The 16,043-nt window shown below is 42.2% G+C and carries 13 protein-coding genes; 4 read left to right on the forward strand and 9 right to left on the reverse strand.

What is annotated here, in order from left to right; translation table 11 throughout:
• Window positions 1–89: 89 nt before the first annotated feature.
• Genes B6K83_RS05980 through B6K83_RS06000 form a run of 5 tightly spaced genes read right to left on the reverse strand, consistent with a single transcriptional unit; the run spans window position 90 to window position 4,930 of the window.
• A complete protein-coding gene (locus B6K83_RS05980) occupies window positions 90–2,147 on the reverse strand; it encodes a type IV pilus secretin PilQ (protein WP_085284051.1) in 2,058 nt (685 codons plus the stop codon).
• Complete coding sequence (locus B6K83_RS05985) at window positions 2,147–2,680, reverse strand: pilus assembly protein PilP (RefSeq protein WP_085284052.1); 534 nt, start codon at window positions 2,678–2,680, stop codon at window positions 2,147–2,149. The genes B6K83_RS05980 and B6K83_RS05985 overlap by 1 nt, the downstream gene beginning before the upstream one ends.
• Window positions 2,677–3,285 carry a type IV pilus inner membrane component PilO gene (locus B6K83_RS05990; RefSeq protein ID WP_085284053.1) on the reverse strand — a complete coding sequence of 203 codons (609 nt, stop codon included), beginning with the start codon at window positions 3,283–3,285 and terminating at the stop codon, window positions 2,677–2,679. The genes B6K83_RS05985 and B6K83_RS05990 overlap by 4 nt, the downstream gene beginning before the upstream one ends.
• A complete protein-coding gene (locus B6K83_RS05995; protein ID WP_085284054.1) occupies window positions 3,285–3,863 on the reverse strand; it encodes a PilN domain-containing protein in 579 nt (192 codons plus the stop codon). The genes B6K83_RS05990 and B6K83_RS05995 overlap by 1 nt, the downstream gene beginning before the upstream one ends.
• A complete protein-coding gene (locus tag B6K83_RS06000) occupies window positions 3,851–4,930 on the reverse strand; it encodes a pilus assembly protein PilM (RefSeq protein WP_085284055.1) in 1,080 nt (359 codons plus the stop codon). The genes B6K83_RS05995 and B6K83_RS06000 overlap by 13 nt, the downstream gene beginning before the upstream one ends.
• A gap of 173 nt (window positions 4,931–5,103) precedes the next feature.
• Here B6K83_RS06000 and B6K83_RS06005 point away from each other — a divergent pair, with 173 nt between their 5' ends.
• Both B6K83_RS06005 and pckA read left to right on the forward strand, forming a co-directional pair.
• On the forward strand, window positions 5,104–7,632 hold the full coding sequence (locus tag B6K83_RS06005; RefSeq protein WP_085284056.1) for a penicillin-binding protein 1A: 2,529 nt from the start codon (window positions 5,104–5,106) through the stop codon (window positions 7,630–7,632).
• A gap of 459 nt (window positions 7,633–8,091) precedes the next feature.
• On the forward strand, window positions 8,092–9,702 hold the full coding sequence (pckA, locus tag B6K83_RS06010) for a phosphoenolpyruvate carboxykinase (ATP) (RefSeq protein WP_085284057.1): 1,611 nt from the start codon (window positions 8,092–8,094) through the stop codon (window positions 9,700–9,702).
• 125 nt (window positions 9,703–9,827) lie between these two features.
• Here pckA and envZ read toward each other — a convergent pair whose 3' ends face one another.
• Together envZ and ompR are read right to left on the reverse strand one after the other, a co-directional pair.
• Window positions 9,828–11,126 carry a two-component system sensor histidine kinase EnvZ gene (gene envZ / locus B6K83_RS06015; RefSeq protein ID WP_085284058.1) on the reverse strand — a complete coding sequence of 433 codons (1,299 nt, stop codon included), beginning with the start codon at window positions 11,124–11,126 and terminating at the stop codon, window positions 9,828–9,830.
• Between the two features lie 42 nt (window positions 11,127–11,168).
• Window positions 11,169–11,894, reverse strand: coding sequence for an osmolarity response regulator transcription factor OmpR (gene ompR, locus B6K83_RS06020; RefSeq protein WP_085284059.1), 726 nt, complete (start codon window positions 11,892–11,894; stop codon window positions 11,169–11,171).
• A gap of 247 nt (window positions 11,895–12,141) precedes the next feature.
• On the opposite strand from ompR, the gene B6K83_RS06025 reads away from it, so the two are divergent.
• Window positions 12,142–12,516, forward strand: a complete 375-nt coding sequence (locus B6K83_RS06025) for a hypothetical protein (protein ID WP_085284060.1) — start codon at window positions 12,142–12,144, stop codon at window positions 12,514–12,516.
• Here B6K83_RS06025 and B6K83_RS06030 read toward each other — a convergent pair.
• A complete protein-coding gene (locus B6K83_RS06030; protein ID WP_085284061.1) occupies window positions 12,513–13,028 on the reverse strand; it encodes a hypothetical protein in 516 nt (171 codons plus the stop codon). The two genes, B6K83_RS06025 and B6K83_RS06030, sit on opposite strands and share 4 nt — an antisense overlap.
• Before the next feature lie 194 nt (window positions 13,029–13,222).
• Between B6K83_RS06030 and B6K83_RS06035 the strand changes: the two genes are divergently transcribed.
• Entirely contained in the window at window positions 13,223–13,678 is a 456-nt protein-coding gene (locus B6K83_RS06035; RefSeq protein WP_233143806.1) for a TlpA disulfide reductase family protein, read from the forward strand.
• 101 nt (window positions 13,679–13,779) lie between these two features.
• Here the strand turns inward: B6K83_RS06035 and B6K83_RS06040 are convergent, their stop codons facing one another.
• Window positions 13,780–15,954 carry a TonB-dependent receptor family protein gene (locus B6K83_RS06040; RefSeq protein WP_085284063.1) on the reverse strand — a complete coding sequence of 725 codons (2,175 nt, stop codon included), beginning with the start codon at window positions 15,952–15,954 and terminating at the stop codon, window positions 13,780–13,782.
• Window positions 15,955–16,043 lie beyond the last annotated feature (89 nt).

Here is a 16,043-nt window from a genome sequence, read left to right on the forward strand (position 1 = left end):
TCGAAAATTTCAAGGGCGCAATTATCGCAATTGTTAGGGTCAAATTGCAAGCATGTAAGTTGAAAACACCAACTTACATGCAAATAAAGTTAGAATTTCTCCGTAACTATCCGCGGTGTAACGAATATTAATAACTCTTTTTTCTCATTAAAGTTACTACTATTCCTAAACATCCAGCCGAAATACGGTACATCACCTAATACGGGTACTTTAGATACTGAACTAATAACCTGCTGCTGATAAATACCACCTAACACTATGGTTTCACCATTATTGACCAGTACTTGCGTACCTATGCGCTGTGTATCTATCGCCGGCGCCGTACCATTGGTGACATCAGAAACGGTATCTTGCGTCACCACTAAATCTAAAATAATTCTATCGTCAGGGGTAATATGCGGCGTGACCGTCAAGCTTAATACCGCCTTTTTAAATTGTGTTGAGGTTGCACCGCTCGATGCCGCTTCTTGATAAGGTATTTCAACACCTTGTTCGATATAGGCTTCTTTTTGATTGGCGGTGGTGATCCGCGGACTCGCTATTATTTCACCTTTATTTTCTTTTTCCATAGCGCTTAGCTCTAAATCGAGTATCGTGCCATCGGCAAGGCGAGCAACTTGGAAGGCAATACTACCTGCAGGCGTAGCGGCCGGTAAGTTAACATTTAAGCGATCGCTTAACGAAGGTATGACACCATTGCCGGCACTATTAGCCCCTGATAACGAGCCTGAGGTAGATGATTCGCCGTCCGTGTCTGTAACTCCCCAACGAATGCCTAACTCTTCATTAATATTATCCTTTACCGTGACCATGCGCGACTCAATGATCACTTGTCGTACTGGAATGTCTAGTACCGATACCATACGTTTAATATCTTCTATACTTTTGGCGGTATCACGAATCAGCAAGGTATTCGTTCGTTCATCAACACTGACACTGCCACGAGCTGACAAAATACTGTTGTCTTCATTTTTAATTAAATTGGCGAATTCGGCCGCTTTTGCATAATTCACTTGTACATATTCTGAATACAAGGGCGCTAATTCTTCTACTTGTTGCATGGCTTGAAGGTCTCGGGCTTCACGCGCCGCTAACTCATCACTGGGTGCCACCATCAAGATATTGCCTTCCATGCGTTTATCTAAGCCTTTTACTTTTAAAATAATATCCAACGCCTGATCCCATGGCACACCGTCCAAGCGCAAGGTAATATTACCGGCCACTGTGTCACTTGTGACTAAGTTAAAGCCATTGTAATCAGCAATAATTTGCAACACGGTACGAACAGAAATATCTTGGAAATTTAACGATATTGCGCGACCACTAAAGCTTTCTTCTTCGCCAAGATAGCCATCTACTTTCGCTTTAGTATTCACGGTTAGTGAAAACGTGTCGTGCATTTGTTGATGCTTAAAATCAAACGGCCCGTCAATATCAACCACCAAACGTGCATTACGTCCTTCTTTAAAGGTTTCAATACCGGTCACTAAGGTACCAAAGTCCGTCACATCTAACTTATAAATAAAATCGTCTAAGATTTCAGTATTGTGAAATTCGATATATAGCTTGCCAAGTTTGTCGCTGACATCAACCGCCACTTTACTGTCAATAAGTTTTACTAGCAGCTGTGCTTCATTTTCTTGCCCGCGCTTAAAGTCAATATTTTCGATTTGGTTGATAAAGCCATGCCCAAGCGGCACGAGTTGAGTTAAGTTGCTATTCACTTGGCCCGTATTTAACGTTAATGCAAAGCGGTTATCTTTTTGTACCACATCAAAAATAGAAAGCTGTTGTAAATTAACTTTCGCAACCACTTTACCAGCCACTTTTTGCACACTAATATTTTTTACGCCAGCATGTGAAACTATGGTTTCAGCGAGTGTTGGATTAAACTGGTCCGCGTCAAATGTGATGCTCACTTGTGCCGGGTTCATCGACGTGGTTACTTGCGGTTGAGTAACTATGTTATCTGATAATTCAAAGATTAATTCAACTTCATTATTTTGAATGGTATTGTACTTGATACCAGTGAGTTCGCTTGCCCAAGAAACTGTCGACATTACGCATATATATACTGCAGCGATCAACTTGATTTTTTTGCTTTGTGTCATAAGCTTATGATTTTTAATTTTTTTGAATAACAACATTACTTCCTTTGCCCCTCTGCACTAGTCTGTGTCATGGCAACAACAGTTTCACGCTCAACCCAGCAGCCAGCACCATCTGGGATTAACTCTACAACCTTTACATTATCTTCGCTTACGCTAGTAATGCGTCCATTATACAAACCAACATAACTGCCAACTGCCACGCGGTGTAAAGTGTTATCAGACGCTTCTACCAGTGCCCAAGTAACACCCAATTCTCCTAACGTCCCTCGCATCACTAAATCGCTTAATGAAAACTTTTCTAACGGCTGTTTTCTCCGTCTCGGATCTGGACTTAAACAGCCCGACATCTGTTGAATTTTTTCTTGTATCGCTTCCGGTTTAGGTGCATCAAATGGGCTACGCAGGGATTGCGCCGAATAATCAAAGTGGCCATAGACTGTAACTTCAGGCATCGGCTCAATTGCACTACTGGTGTTTGCTTGCACATTGGCAATATGAACTTTTAAATCATCTGTATCACTAAAACAACCGCTCAGCATTATCGCAGTGAAGAGAATCAATTTTTTCATTTTTCTTCTCCTTCTCGGTAACGATACGTTTTAGCTTGTAATTTTAACTTTAAATCTCGTGTACCTTCTTGCTCCAGTCGAATATCAAAATTATGCAAGGTCACTATGCGTGGTAAACCGGCAATACGACTGACAAACTCGCCAAACTCATGGTATGTGCCTAGCACTTCAATATCGATAGGCAATTCGATATAAATTTCTTGTTCAATTTCTGGTTGCCAGTTTAATTTAACAAAATCTAGTCCTGTGGTGGTACCAACAAAAGTGATGTCATCTAACAGGCCTGGCGTTTCATGGCTTTCGGGTAAGCTTTTCAATTGCTCAGCAAACATAGCTTCCGCCTCTATCATTTGCTGCTCAAATAATTCTAAGTTCGCCGCTATATGATATTTAGCTTGATACTGTTGTTTAAGAGTAACTTCTTCTGCGGCAACACGCTCTAGTTGTTTGATTTGATCACTGATGGTTAATGCATAACCTAAACCTAGCACCAAAACCATAAGAAAAATTGCCAAAACAACTTTTGCTGCTTTTGGCCACTGACCAATATTATCCAGCTCTAAACCATTAAATTGCTCGGTAAATTCCGATAAATTAACGTTCATCAGGATGCTCCTTGCTCAGTGGTTTCAGTACTGTTTATCAAGCCTTTAATGCGCACCCGCATTTTGAAATCACTTAGTAGTTTACTTTTTGCGTCATTCGATGTTATCGACTCCAGAATGGCATCCTCGAAAAGATCTGAGCGTTCAATTTCTCGTATCATATTGGCAAGGTGGTTGTTGGATTCACTTTTACCGATAATATTTAAACTATTATCGAGCTTTTCTAAACGCGTTAAATAAATGCCATTAGGCACAACCTTGGCAATTTCATCAAGCACTTGTGTACCAACGTTACGACTACGTTGTAACTGCTCAACGACGCTAGTGCGTTTTTCTAGCTCTTTTTTCTTTTCATTTAGTGATTTTATTTTTGCTATTCGCACATCCAAGGCAGCAATTTCATTTTGCAAGTATTGGTTACGAGCATTTTGGCCATCAATACGCAGCTGATAAAACTGATTTACTAAAAATACTATGGCAAAAGCGGCTAAAGCGACAGCAGTCAAGACGGTAAAGTACTCACGTTGTTTAGCTTTTTCCGCTTCTTCACGCCATGGTAATAGATTTATATATGCCACGGAACAAAACTCCTTAATGCTAATCCAGCCGCCACCATATAACGAGGGGCAGTTGCGGCTAACTCTGCTTGATTAATCGTACTCGAGACTTCCATACCATTAAATGGATTAGCAATCACGGTATGAATACCTAACTCTTCAGTTAACAATTCCTCAACACCTTCAACTAAAGCGCAGCCACCGGAAATCACCAGATAATCGACTTTTTCTTTACCACTTGAGGTAAGAAACATTTGAATGGCACGACGGATTTGTTGCACTAAAATAGTATGAAAGGGAGCTAACACCTCAAAGGTATAGTTAGGGGGTAAATCATCTGTCAGCTTAGCTAACTCAGCTTCTTCGTATGATTTATTATAATAAGAGACGATTGAACGTGTGTATTGCTCACCACCAAACAACTGATCGCGACTATAAATATGCTTACTCGCTTCAGTGACTGAAAACAGGGTCATGGTAGCGCCTAAGTCCACAGTTGCAACGACTTTGTCGGCGGCGTCATCAGGTAGCTGACTGAGCGTTAAATCGAAAGCACGGCTGATGGCATAAGATTCGACATCAATCACTTTAGTGGCAAAACCACCGGCTTCAAGCGCGGCGACTCTGGCCTCTACTGACTCGGTGCGTGCGGCGCTTAATAAAACATTAATTTTACTAGGGTCTGACTCGTTAATGTCTAAAGATTCAAAATCAAGACTTACTTCATCAAGCGGATAAGGTATTAAACTGTCTGCTTCGATTTCTATTTGGCTGGCTAATTCTTGCTCGGTTAAAGCAACATCCATATAAATAATTTTGGTAATAACGGTTTGGCCTGAAACCGCAGATGCTGCATGCTCAACCGATGAAGTAATTTTTTTGCGTATTTTTGCGATTACTTTCCCTACCGCTTCAATATCTTGAATTTCCCTATCAACAATAGCCCCACGAGGCATCGCTTCAATAGCAACAGTTTCTAGCGCGTAGCCGGTATCCTTTTGATTCAGCAACACAGCTTTAACTGAGTGAGAACCAATATCAATTCCAACCATCAAGGCGGTCTTTTTTTTCCATAAACTACTTAACATAGAATCCTACTAGAACTTTTTATTATAATAATGTTAGGTATAAAATTCGTATAAATACATTTATTACATGCTTTTACAGGATATACTAGTACTATTACGTCAAATTTTTAAATTTTATTGGTCATTTTTTTGTGTTTTCTCTAAAAAACCTCTTAAAAGCTAGCGCTGCGTTGATGTTCATCGGTTTATTGGTACTTGCCGGTATCTACTTGTCAATGCGCTCAAATTTACCCAGCGTTGAGTCACTGAGAGATTTGCAATGGCAAACGCCAATGCAAATTTTCAGTGCTGATGGCAAACTCATTTCTCAATTTGGTGAGAAAAAACGTATCCCGCTTACCTTAGAGGAAATGCCACAGCAATTAATTAATGCCATTTTAGCCACAGAAGACGATCGCTTTTATCTACATTTTGGTGTTGACCCTATCGGCATGGGGCGTGCCATACTCGGCCAAATTATTGGCCAGAATAAAGGCGGCGCGAGTACGATAACTATGCAGGTGGCCAGAAACTTTTTCCTCACCCGCGAGCAGACATATGTCAGAAAAATCCGAGAAATATTCATCTCATTTCATATTGAAAGTTTGTTAACTAAAGATGAGATTCTTACGCTCTATATGAATAAAATTTCGTTGGGGCACCGCTCTTTTGGTTTTGGCGCCGCCGCGCAAGTTTATTATGGCAAAGATGTTAAGGATCTGACCTTAGCGCAAATTGCCGTATTAGCGGGCTTACCTAAAGCACCGTCGACGTTAAACCCAATTAGTAGGCCAGATCGGGCTAAACAACGCCGTGCTGTGGTGTTACAGCGTATGTTTAGTGCTGGCTATATTACGGCTCAGCAGTTATCCGACGCCAACAATGCCCCGATTAGCGCTAAAAAGCATGGCGCTGAAATCGAACTCAGTGCGCCTTATATCGCTGAAATGGCTCACCAGGAAATGATAGATCGCTTTGGTAAAGAAACCGCTTATACTGGCGGCTTCAAAGTCTTTACTACTGTCACCTCGCACCTACAACATGCTGCGCAACAAGCCTTAATCAATAACATCTTGGCTTATGATATACGTCATGGCTATCGTGGTGCACTCGCCTCTTTGCGGTCGGTTAACGAAGAAAGTATCACAACTAAAGAAGCAAACAATCAGGCAGACTTAATACCGATAACAACAGAAGAAGCCATCGCCGCTCTATCATCATGGCCCAGTTATCATCACCTTGAGCCCGCAGTAGTCACTGCGGTATTTGAGCAAACCGCAGATATCACCTTAAAAAATGGCAGCAATGCCACGCTAGATTGGTCAGCACTTTCTTGGGCGCGAGCCTATATTAATGATGATAAACAAGGTCCAGCACCGACGTCAGCCAATGAAATCTTAGCTTTAGGGGATGTCATTATGGTGGCGAAAACTACTTCAGGTTATCGACTCAGTCAAGTGCCCGATGTCAGCGCTGCTTTGGTCTCTTTAAATACTGACAATGGCGCGATTAAAGCGGCGGTGGGTGGCTTTAGTTTTCAACAAAGTCAATTTAACCGTGTTACCCAAGCCAAACGGCAAGTTGGCTCAAACATCAAGCCCTTTATTTATTCTGCCGCGCTAGCCAATGGCTATACCCTAGCATCCATTGTCAATGATGCGCCTATTAACCAGTGGGACAGAAGTACGGGCGTGGTGTGGCGACCGAAAAACTCACCACCAGTCTATAGCGGTGAAATTCGCCTACGTTTAGCCTTGGCACAATCTAAAAACGTTATCGCTGTTCGTTTATTACGCGCTGTCGGTTTAGATAATATTATTCCCTACTTAGCGTTATTTGGTTTTAATCCTCATGATTTACCGCGTAATGAGTCGCTAGCGCTTGGCTCTGCCTCATTGACGCCGCTAGAAGTCGCGACCGGCTTTGCCACCTTTGCTAATGGTGGCTTTTTAGTCACGCCTTACTTAATTGAGCGTATTGAAGACTCCTTTGGCAATATTATTTTCCAAGCTAACCCAGCGATTGCCTGTGACGAATGTAACACTGGCGAGGCCGAACCAACAGCATTGTTGCAAGCCGATACCATGAGCAAAGACGTCGATAATTTCGAAGCAGCGTTAACAAATAACACCATTAATAAAGCACCGCGCGTTATTAGCGCCCAAAATGCGTTTTTAATGACGGAAGCACTTAACTCCGCCATATGGGGAGCAGACTGGAATATCAAGCCCTATTGGCAAGGTACAGGCTTTCGCGCGCGAAGCCTTAATCGCCGAGATATCGCAGGTAAAACAGGCACTACCAACCAAGCAAAAGACGCATGGTTTTCCGGTTACAGTCGCCGCCTTGTTACCACGTCTTGGATAGGGTTTGACGATCCAAGCCGTAATTTAGGGCAAACCAGTTACAACGCTAACCTAGGCAAACAACAAACGACAGGTAAAGAATTTGGTGCAAAGTCAGCTCAGCCTGCTTGGATTAATTTTATGAAAGTGGCCTTAGCTGATTTGCCGATAGAGCCTTTTACTCAGCCAGACGCCTTACTGTCGGTCAGAATAGACAAAGCCTCTGGCAAGCTAACCACCAAAACCGATCGTTCGAGCCGCTTTGAATATTTTGAGCTCGGAACGGCACCGACTGAGTATGTTAGCCAAGATCTTAGTAGCGAAATACTCGATGGTGGTAACACAGAGGAAAATAGCGAACTAGAAATATTTGACTAATTTTGCGGACTTTTAATGGTTACAGGGCGACTAGGTTCGCCCAACGCCAATGAGCAAGGTAGTCACATTCAGCAAAAAGTTTCGTTAGATAAGTCAAATCGTGAAAAATTTAATTTCAATCGTAAATTTTTTCTCATCATAAACCGGCGTTTTTAACCATTGTCACTACGACTACAGTTGAAATATCCTGACCAACAAGTCAACTATGTAAAACCGTAATCCTTTGTTTTTAATGATAAATAAAAATTATCACAGCCATTTTTCTGCAATAGCTAGTAAATAATGAGTTATTGTTGTTGCTTAGCATCCTAAAAAATTATGAAAGTTGACTTAAAAACTTTCACAACGAAAGAAAAAAAACTTTCGTTTTAGTCATTGATCACCTAAAATTGGCGGCCTTAATCGATACACCGAACCCATTTGTTAAAAAACCGTCATACTTTTAGGAGCGAACTCGCAATGGCAGCTTTAGAAAACTCAATCGACTTATCTTCATACGGCATCACTAATGTTGCTGAGATAGTATATAACCCGTCTTATGAGTTGCTCTTTGCCGAGGAAACACGAGCCGATTTAACGGGCTTTGATAAAGGTGTGGTAACTGAATTGGGCGCAGTATCAGTGGATACCGGTATTTTTACTGGTCGCTCGCCTAAAGATAAATACATTGTTCGTGATGACACTACCCGCGATACAGTTTGGTGGTCTGATCAAGGTAAAAATGACAACAAGCCTATGTCACAAGAAACCTGGACCAGTCTAAAAACATTAGTGACAGAGCAACTATCGGGCAAACGCTTATTTGTTGTTGACACCTATTGTGGTGCTGATGAAAGTACTCGCTTAAAAGTGCGCTTTATCACGGAAGTCGCGTGGCAAGCACATTTCGTGAAAAACATGTTCATTCGTCCAACCGATGCTGAATTGGCAAACTATGAGCCTGATTTCATCGTAATGAATGGTGCGAAAACTACCAACCCTAATTGGCAAGAACAAGGCTTGAATTCAGAGAATTTTGTTGCCTTTAACTTAACAGAAAAAATGCAACTGATTGGCGGTACTTGGTACGGCGGCGAAATGAAAAAAGGTATGTTCTCAATGATGAACTACTTATTACCGTTAAAAGGAATCGCCTCAATGCACTGTAGTGCCAACGTTGGTGAAGATGGCGATACCGCCGTATTTTTTGGCCTTTCAGGCACAGGTAAAACAACCTTGTCTACCGATCCTAAGCGTCAACTTATTGGTGATGATGAGCACGGTTGGGATGAAAATGGCGTCTTTAACTTTGAAGGCGGTTGCTATGCTAAAACCATCAATTTAAGCAAAGAAAACGAGCCGGATATCTACAACGCAATCCGTCGCGATGCATTACTAGAAAATGTCAGCGTAAATGAACATGGCGAAATTGATTTTGACGATAACTCAAAAACTGAAAACACCCGTGTTTCTTACCCTATTCACCATATCGACAACATAGTTAAACCTGTTTCGCGTGCTGGCCATGCGAAAAAAGTGATTTTCTTGACCGCAGATGCATTTGGTGTTTTACCTCCGGTTGCGAAACTTACGCCAGAGCAAACAGAGTATTACTTCTTATCAGGATTCACAGCCAAACTTGCCGGTACTGAACGCGGTATCACAGAGCCGACACCTACATTTTCGAGCTGTTTTGGCGCGGCATTTTTGAGTTTACACCCAACACAATACGCAGAAGTGTTACGCAAGCGTATGCAAGCTGTTGGCGCTGAAGCTTACTTAGTAAACACTGGCTGGAATGGCACAGGTAAACGCATTTCAATTAAAGATACTCGCGCCATCATTGATGCTATCTTAGATGGGTCAATTGATAATGCACAAACCCAAGTATTACCATTGTTTAACTTGAATATTCCAACAAGCATTGCCGGTGTTGAGCAAAATATTTTAGACCCTCGAAATACCTACAGCGATGCGGCACAGTGGCAAACCAAAGCCGTTGATTTAGCAACACGTTTCGTCAATAACTTTGATAAGTTTACCGATACCGAGAACGGTAAATCCTTAGTTGACGCGGGTCCTAAGCTATAAGCATATAATATCACTGCATAAATAAAGCCGTAGTAATGATAATTTTACTACGGCTTTTTTGTTAGTGGGTCATTTAAGGCGCAATTAATTTTCGTTACCGCAACTGCGCCAGTTATGAGTACTGATCACTCATGAATAATGGGTAAACAAACTTCTGCTTGTAAGCCACCTTCAGCGCGGTTAGCTAAAGTCACGCGACCACCATGAGTATCAACAATACGCTTAATGATGGCTAAACCTAGGCCACTACCTTCCGCGCCGCGTGCAATATCACCTTGCGTGAAAGGTTGAAACAAGCGCTCAATATCAGCTTCAGGAATGCCTGGCCCTTCATCAAACACACAAAAGCACACCTCTTGTTTTTGTGCATTAAAACAGGTGGTGACAACAATTTTTCCACCCGAATAGCGTAGTGCGTTTTGGATCAAGTTTGCCAACGCTCGCTTTATTGCCACATAGCGCAGTGGGATTTGCGGCACATCTCCGGCGTGAAATTCAATTTCTCGTTCTAAAATTCCTTCCGCTTGCACGACTTCTTCAATTAAGACATTGATATTCCCCATTTCAGCTTTGTCTTTGCTGTCATGACGCAGATAATCTATAAACTGATCTATGATGGTATTCATATCATCAATATCAGCTTCAATACCATCTTTGAGAAACTCATCTTGTTGCGAAATCATCTCTATCGCTAAGCGGATACGGGTTAAAGGCGTGCGTAAGTCATGTGATATACCCGCCATCAGCAGGTTACGATCATCTTCTAGCTGCTTAATGCCCTTAGACATATGATTAAAAGCCCGAGTTACCGCAACGATCTCTGTGGTGCCGCGCTCTATTAGTGGCTCTGGAAAATCACCGCGCCCCACTTCATGTGCAGCATGTTGCAAAGCGCTTAATGGCCGATTCAGCTGCCGCACGAAAAGCCAGCCCCCCATCACACTCAATATTCCTAAGATCATCAATACCAGGATCAATGGCGAAAAATTTTCTTCTTCTAAACCATTGATTGGGATTTTAACCCAATAGTCTGGGGCTTGAGGTGGACGGATCCAAAATAAGTATTCATCACCTTGGGAAATCCTTACTTCAGCTGGCCCCCCTAAGAGATTCGACATTTCTTTTGAACGAAAGGCATAATACACTGCATTTTGCAGTCCTAATTGCATAGCGGCTTCTTCGCGATATACACCAATGCCAGTTTCACGCTGAAACGCCTCGCCCATCGCAGGGCTTAGTGCTTCATCTTCGATATCGATAAAAACCACCCGCACCTGTTTAGCCAACAACTGGTTGACCTGCTGCGCATTTGGCTGAATGATATATATCGACATCGATATAAAAGAAACAACTTGATTAATTAGCAGTAAAACGCCAATTAATAGTACCGTTTGACCAAAGGCACTGCGGGGAAGTATTTTCATAAACCTCTACAAAATTAACAACATTGTTAGGCAACTTACACTTTATGCAACTGACTTACCTTCGGGTACAAAAACATAGCCTAAGCCCCAAACCGTTTGAATATAGCGCGGCTTAGCAGGGTCTTCTTCTAGCATACGCCGTAAACGCGACACTTGCACATCAATACTGCGCTCTAACGCTGAATAATCTCGACCGCGGGCTAAGTTCATTAACTTATCGCGCGACAGTGGCTCTCTTGGGTGGGTAATCAAGGCTTTTAAAACGGCAAATTCACCGCTAGTTAGCGGCATGTTAACATCACCTTTTAGCATTTCTCGTGTCGCTAAATTAAGTTGATAGTCACCAAAACAAATCACGTTTTCTTCTTGCGATGGAGCGCCTGGTGCTTCTTGTACTCGACGGCGCAGCACGGCTTTAATACGCGCCAATAATTCTCTTGGGTTAAATGGCTTAGGCATGTAATCATCAGCCCCCAACTCCAAGCCTATAATACGATCCACTTCATCCCCTTTCGCCGTGAGCATCACTATCGGAATATCATTGGAGTTTTGACGCAGGCGGCGGCAAATAGACAAGCCATCTTCGCCAGGGAGCATTAAATCGAGTACCAATAAATGAAAGTTTTCTCGCTCAAGTAGCCTATCCATTTGCTCAGAGTTTGCAGCGCTGCGCACCACAAAACCTTGCTCGACTAAGTAGCGTTCAAGTAGCGCACGCAAGCGCATATCATCGTCTACAACCAAAACTTTAGGCGTTTCGTGTCCCATAAAGTAGCTTCCATTTTTAGGTTCAATAACTGAATATTACTATAATTCATATTGATGGAAATTTGAAAAATTGTTCTCCGTTTACATTCTGACATTTGTTACAAAGTATGTTCTTTGCCTTAGTTTAGGTGTTATGTAGCGATTTTTTCACGAGTGCTGCTGCTAACCAGCTCTCTGCTAACCAGCATCAATACACAAAGTGAATTGAGTTGCTTACAAGCGGCGATGAATATGGGAGAATAGCGCCATGAAAGTTTGGCGTCATTTTCACAAAGCTCCTATTCGTGTTTTACACATCAGTAAAAGGCGCAATCTGTTACAGCTAAAACGTAGCATGATAAAAATAAAAATTGCGTTAGCCCAAGAAAAAGCAGAAACCAAAGCCATGCTCAGCACTTATAAGCGTTACACTAAACGCGCCGCAAGCGCGGAAGAAATGCGCATTGCAAATCAACAATTTATCGATATTTTAAAAGGCTTAGGTATTGGCGTAGTCGCTATTTTACCGTTTGCGCCTATCACCATTCCGTTAATGATAAAAATTGCCCGCTTAGTCGGTGTTGAGATCCTTCCCAGCTCAATGCTAACCGACAAAAAAAACAATGTGAGTAAAGACGACTAGCGCAAATAGTCAATGGCTTGCGCCGTTACACATTTGGTAAAGCTTTTTTGCCGTTCTGCGCGTGACAGCTCAGTGATCGCCTGAGCCACCAAGGCCATTTTTTGTTGTCGCTCGTCTGCAGCTAGTTCTGCCAATTGCTCCTCAAAACACGCTTTCAAGCCAAAATTTAACGCAATATCAGACTGTAACGATGTCTGTGCCAAACACAGCATTAACTTTTCTGCTAAAGTATTTTTATCCAGTTGCGTTAGCATAGACTTCACTGACAACTGCTCACCAACGTTGCGCTCTTTTTCACAGCTATACAGCATATCGGCTACCGCAACAAGCGGGATCAAGGCTTGGTGTTGTTCGCTAAAACGCGCTTTTAACCATTGCTCCATTTCAAGATCTTGGCTTTGTGCAGCTTGGACATCGCCGAGAGCAAATATTATGGCCAGTATAATTACCAAGGCAGTAATAACGCCACGCAGTAGAGGTGTGTTTTGTATGCTTGAGACTAAAGTAGTCATATTGCCAACTCCATTTCAGTAACACTAAATCTCGGTCAGCTTACGCGCTATCCAGTTCTAATTAAAGCGCTATTTAGCACTAAAAAAGCTCTACGCTTTGCTAATAAAAATTAACATGGTTAAATGACGGTATGAATAAATTCATAAAAAGGTAATACATGCGGCTAACTAACATAACAACTAAGCTAATTATCATGATAGTAAGCCTTAGTTGCTGCCAACTTTCAGCTAATAACAACGATTCAGCTCTGGCGACGTTATCACAACAGCTTAATCAAGCGCATGGTCAGGTAGTGTATATCGATTTTTGGGCCTCATGGTGCATCCCATGCCGACAGTCATTTCCTTGGCTAAATAAAATGCAAGCGCAATATCAACCGCACGGTTTTAAGGTGTTAAGTATTAATTTAGATCACAGCCGTGCGTTAGCCGATGAATTTTTAAAGCAAATTCCGGCAAATTTTCCCGTTATTTATGATCCCAAGGGCGAGATCGCCCGAAAATATCAACTTAAAGGTATGCCCAGTAGCTTTATTGTTAACCGACAAGGTGAGATTGTCAGTGCTCACGTCGGTTTTAACGCTGAAAAACAGCAAAGTTATGAACAAGAAATTAGCGCTTTACTAACGCCCGCTGCTGCGAACAACTAAGTACGATTAAAGCATAGCACTATGGTCTAAACCTTGTACAAATGCCGAATACGCAAAAGGCGAGCACTTAGGCTCGCCTTTGAAAACAACGCTATGCAAGATTAAAAGCTATATTTATAACCTAAGGTTACGCTGCGTGGCTTACCTGCCATGATAGAGCCGTGTGCGCGTGTCGCCATGTACTCTTTATCCAATAAGTTATCTACATTGAAGACAATTTCTTGGTTATCACTCAGGTTATAATGAGCGGCTAAATCCACCACAGTACGGCTATCAATCACCTCATCAGCGGCAATGCCCCCTTGCCCTGCACTCGTGCGCATTTCATCAGTGTAACGCACTAAAATATCACCTCGCCATTTTTCGCCCACCACACCAACGCTTAGTTGTAGTTGGTTTTCTGGTACATAAGGCAGTTCGTCACCTACGGCAACATTACCCCAAGTATCTAAGCCAGATGAAAAGGCGTTTTGAAACTCAGTTTCGGTAAAGGTATAAGTTAAGTCTACAGGAACCGATAATGCCCCCGCTGCAAAGGCATAGCCGGCTTTAAGCTCTAAACCTGATACTTTAACTTCACCTGCGTTGTATTGATTACCAATGTTTTCTTCATCACAACCTTGGCTAGCGGTACAGTTACCATGCATATTTTCATAATCTGAGTAGAAAAATAATGCTTCAGCGCTAATGGCAGATTGATTAAAGCGCATACCTAACTCGTAGTTGATACTTTCTTCATTGTCGGCTTTATTATTACCCGGTGCTGGCGGCGCAAAACCTTTTTGTACACCACCGATAATTACTAAGTCATTATTAACACGGTAAGTCACCGCTAATGAAGGTAATAATACTGAAACATCATTGCTAACATCTTTCTTTAACGGTTCGTTACGATCAATAACGCCTTTGGCCCAATCTTGACGTGAAATCGTCATGTCTTCATAACGTAAACCGGCATTAATAATGAAGTCACCAATCGTGTATTCATCATGAACAAACAAAGCCAACGCTTCTGCGCTATCGATACGGTTTGAATTAGAGCCAGGTACGCCTGCCGACAGTAATGACATCTGGTAGCTACTGTCCATGCTATAGCTATCTACCCACTGAAAACGGTCCATGTTATCTTCATGATAACGAGCACCAAATTTCAGCTGATGAGCACCAAAGTCTGCATCTAATACCGTTTGAATGCCTTGAGATTCATAGGCACGACTGTTGGCTTTAACATCAACATCAAGTGCAGTGCCGGCAAAGCTACCGTTATCAAAGGCTGCGGCGTCATTAATACCGCCACCACCTAAGCTGTTACCGTTGACACTGCTGGCTTTATACCAGTTACGGCTAAACTCATTGTAGTAGGCAGAAGTGCCTAACGTGAATTGCTCAGACAGCTTAATATGATGGTTGATTTGCAATTGCTTATGGCTAGTGGTCATTTTATCAAGCTGCGACGCAGAGTAACGTGCATACGGGTTAGCTTGGTAGTCTGTTGCCGTTAAGCCCATATATGTTTCATCTGACTCTTCATCAGAATACTTTAATTTTAACTCTAGCTCTTGATAGTACTTGGCATCAAGATCACTATTAATCATCACTTTCGCTAATAAATCATTTTTGACAAAACCAGTTTTATCATCGGTATGGTTTACATCTTTAAAGCCATCAGCTTGATAGCGAAATAATTCAAACACAGAGGAAACATTTTTACCCGCTCCCCCTACATAGGCATGTGCTTTTGCAAAACCGTCTTCGCCGGCACTTAAGTTGACTTGCCCCGCTAGCGCTTGCTCTGGGATAGCGCGCGATAACATATTAACCACACCACCTGTGGTGCGCGGGCCATACATGGCACTTGAGGTCCCTTTTAGTACTTCAATTTGCTGCATACGACCTGCGGTTGGAAAATAATAAGCAGAAGGCGCTGAGTAAGGCGCTGGTGCCGCTAATACACCATCTTCCATAATAGTAATTTTTTCACTACGGTTTTGACCTGTACCACGCATACCTATGTTAGGGCGTAAGCCATAGCCGTCTTCTTCTAGTACATAAACACCCGGCACTGAAGTCAGCGTGCGCATAATATCGGTAAAATCAAATTTTTCTAATTCAGTTTTTGACAACATGTGTGCACTACCTGGCACATCATTTACCGCATTTGCATTACCAAATATAGCTAAATGCTCCATATCATCGTCAGCAAAAGCGACTGTTGATAAGGCAGAAAAAACAGATAAAGCAAGTAACGCGGGTTTAAATGGAGAAGTATTTCGCATGGTTAACGCCTGTAAAAATTACACAATAATTGGAATTGCGTGCATTAAATCACGATTCTAAATGGGAATCAATATCATTTGCATTATTT

The organism is Colwellia chukchiensis (genome assembly GCF_002104455.1).
Classification (GTDB): domain Bacteria; phylum Pseudomonadota; class Gammaproteobacteria; order Enterobacterales; family Alteromonadaceae; genus Cognaticolwellia; species Cognaticolwellia chukchiensis.

Excerpts from the sequence above, each read along its gene's own strand:
- B6K83_RS05980 (WP_085284051.1), bottom strand. The coding sequence starts at position 2,147 with ATGTTGTTATTCAAAAAAATTAAAAATCATAAGCTTATGACACAAAGC.
- B6K83_RS05985 (WP_085284052.1), bottom strand. The coding sequence starts at position 2,680 with ATGAAAAAATTGATTCTCTTCACTGCGATAATGCTGAGCGGTTGTTTT.
- B6K83_RS05990 (WP_085284053.1), bottom strand. The coding sequence starts at position 3,285 with ATGAACGTTAATTTATCGGAATTTACCGAGCAATTTAATGGTTTAGAG.
- B6K83_RS06000 (WP_085284055.1), bottom strand. The coding sequence starts at position 4,930 with ATGTTAAGTAGTTTATGGAAAAAAAAGACCGCCTTGATGGTTGGAATT.
- B6K83_RS06005 (WP_085284056.1), top strand. The coding sequence starts at position 5,104 with ATGTTCATCGGTTTATTGGTACTTGCCGGTATCTACTTGTCAATGCGC.
- pckA (WP_085284057.1), top strand. The coding sequence starts at position 8,092 with ATGGCAGCTTTAGAAAACTCAATCGACTTATCTTCATACGGCATCACT.
- envZ (WP_085284058.1), bottom strand. The coding sequence starts at position 11,126 with ATGAAAATACTTCCCCGCAGTGCCTTTGGTCAAACGGTACTATTAATT.
- ompR (WP_085284059.1), bottom strand. The coding sequence starts at position 11,894 with ATGGGACACGAAACGCCTAAAGTTTTGGTTGTAGACGATGATATGCGC.
- B6K83_RS06025 (WP_085284060.1), top strand. The coding sequence starts at position 12,142 with ATGAAAGTTTGGCGTCATTTTCACAAAGCTCCTATTCGTGTTTTACAC.
- B6K83_RS06030 (WP_085284061.1), bottom strand. The coding sequence starts at position 13,028 with ATGACTACTTTAGTCTCAAGCATACAAAACACACCTCTACTGCGTGGC.
- B6K83_RS06035 (WP_233143806.1), top strand. The coding sequence starts at position 13,223 with ATGATAGTAAGCCTTAGTTGCTGCCAACTTTCAGCTAATAACAACGAT.
- B6K83_RS06040 (WP_085284063.1), bottom strand. The coding sequence starts at position 15,954 with ATGCGAAATACTTCTCCATTTAAACCCGCGTTACTTGCTTTATCTGTT.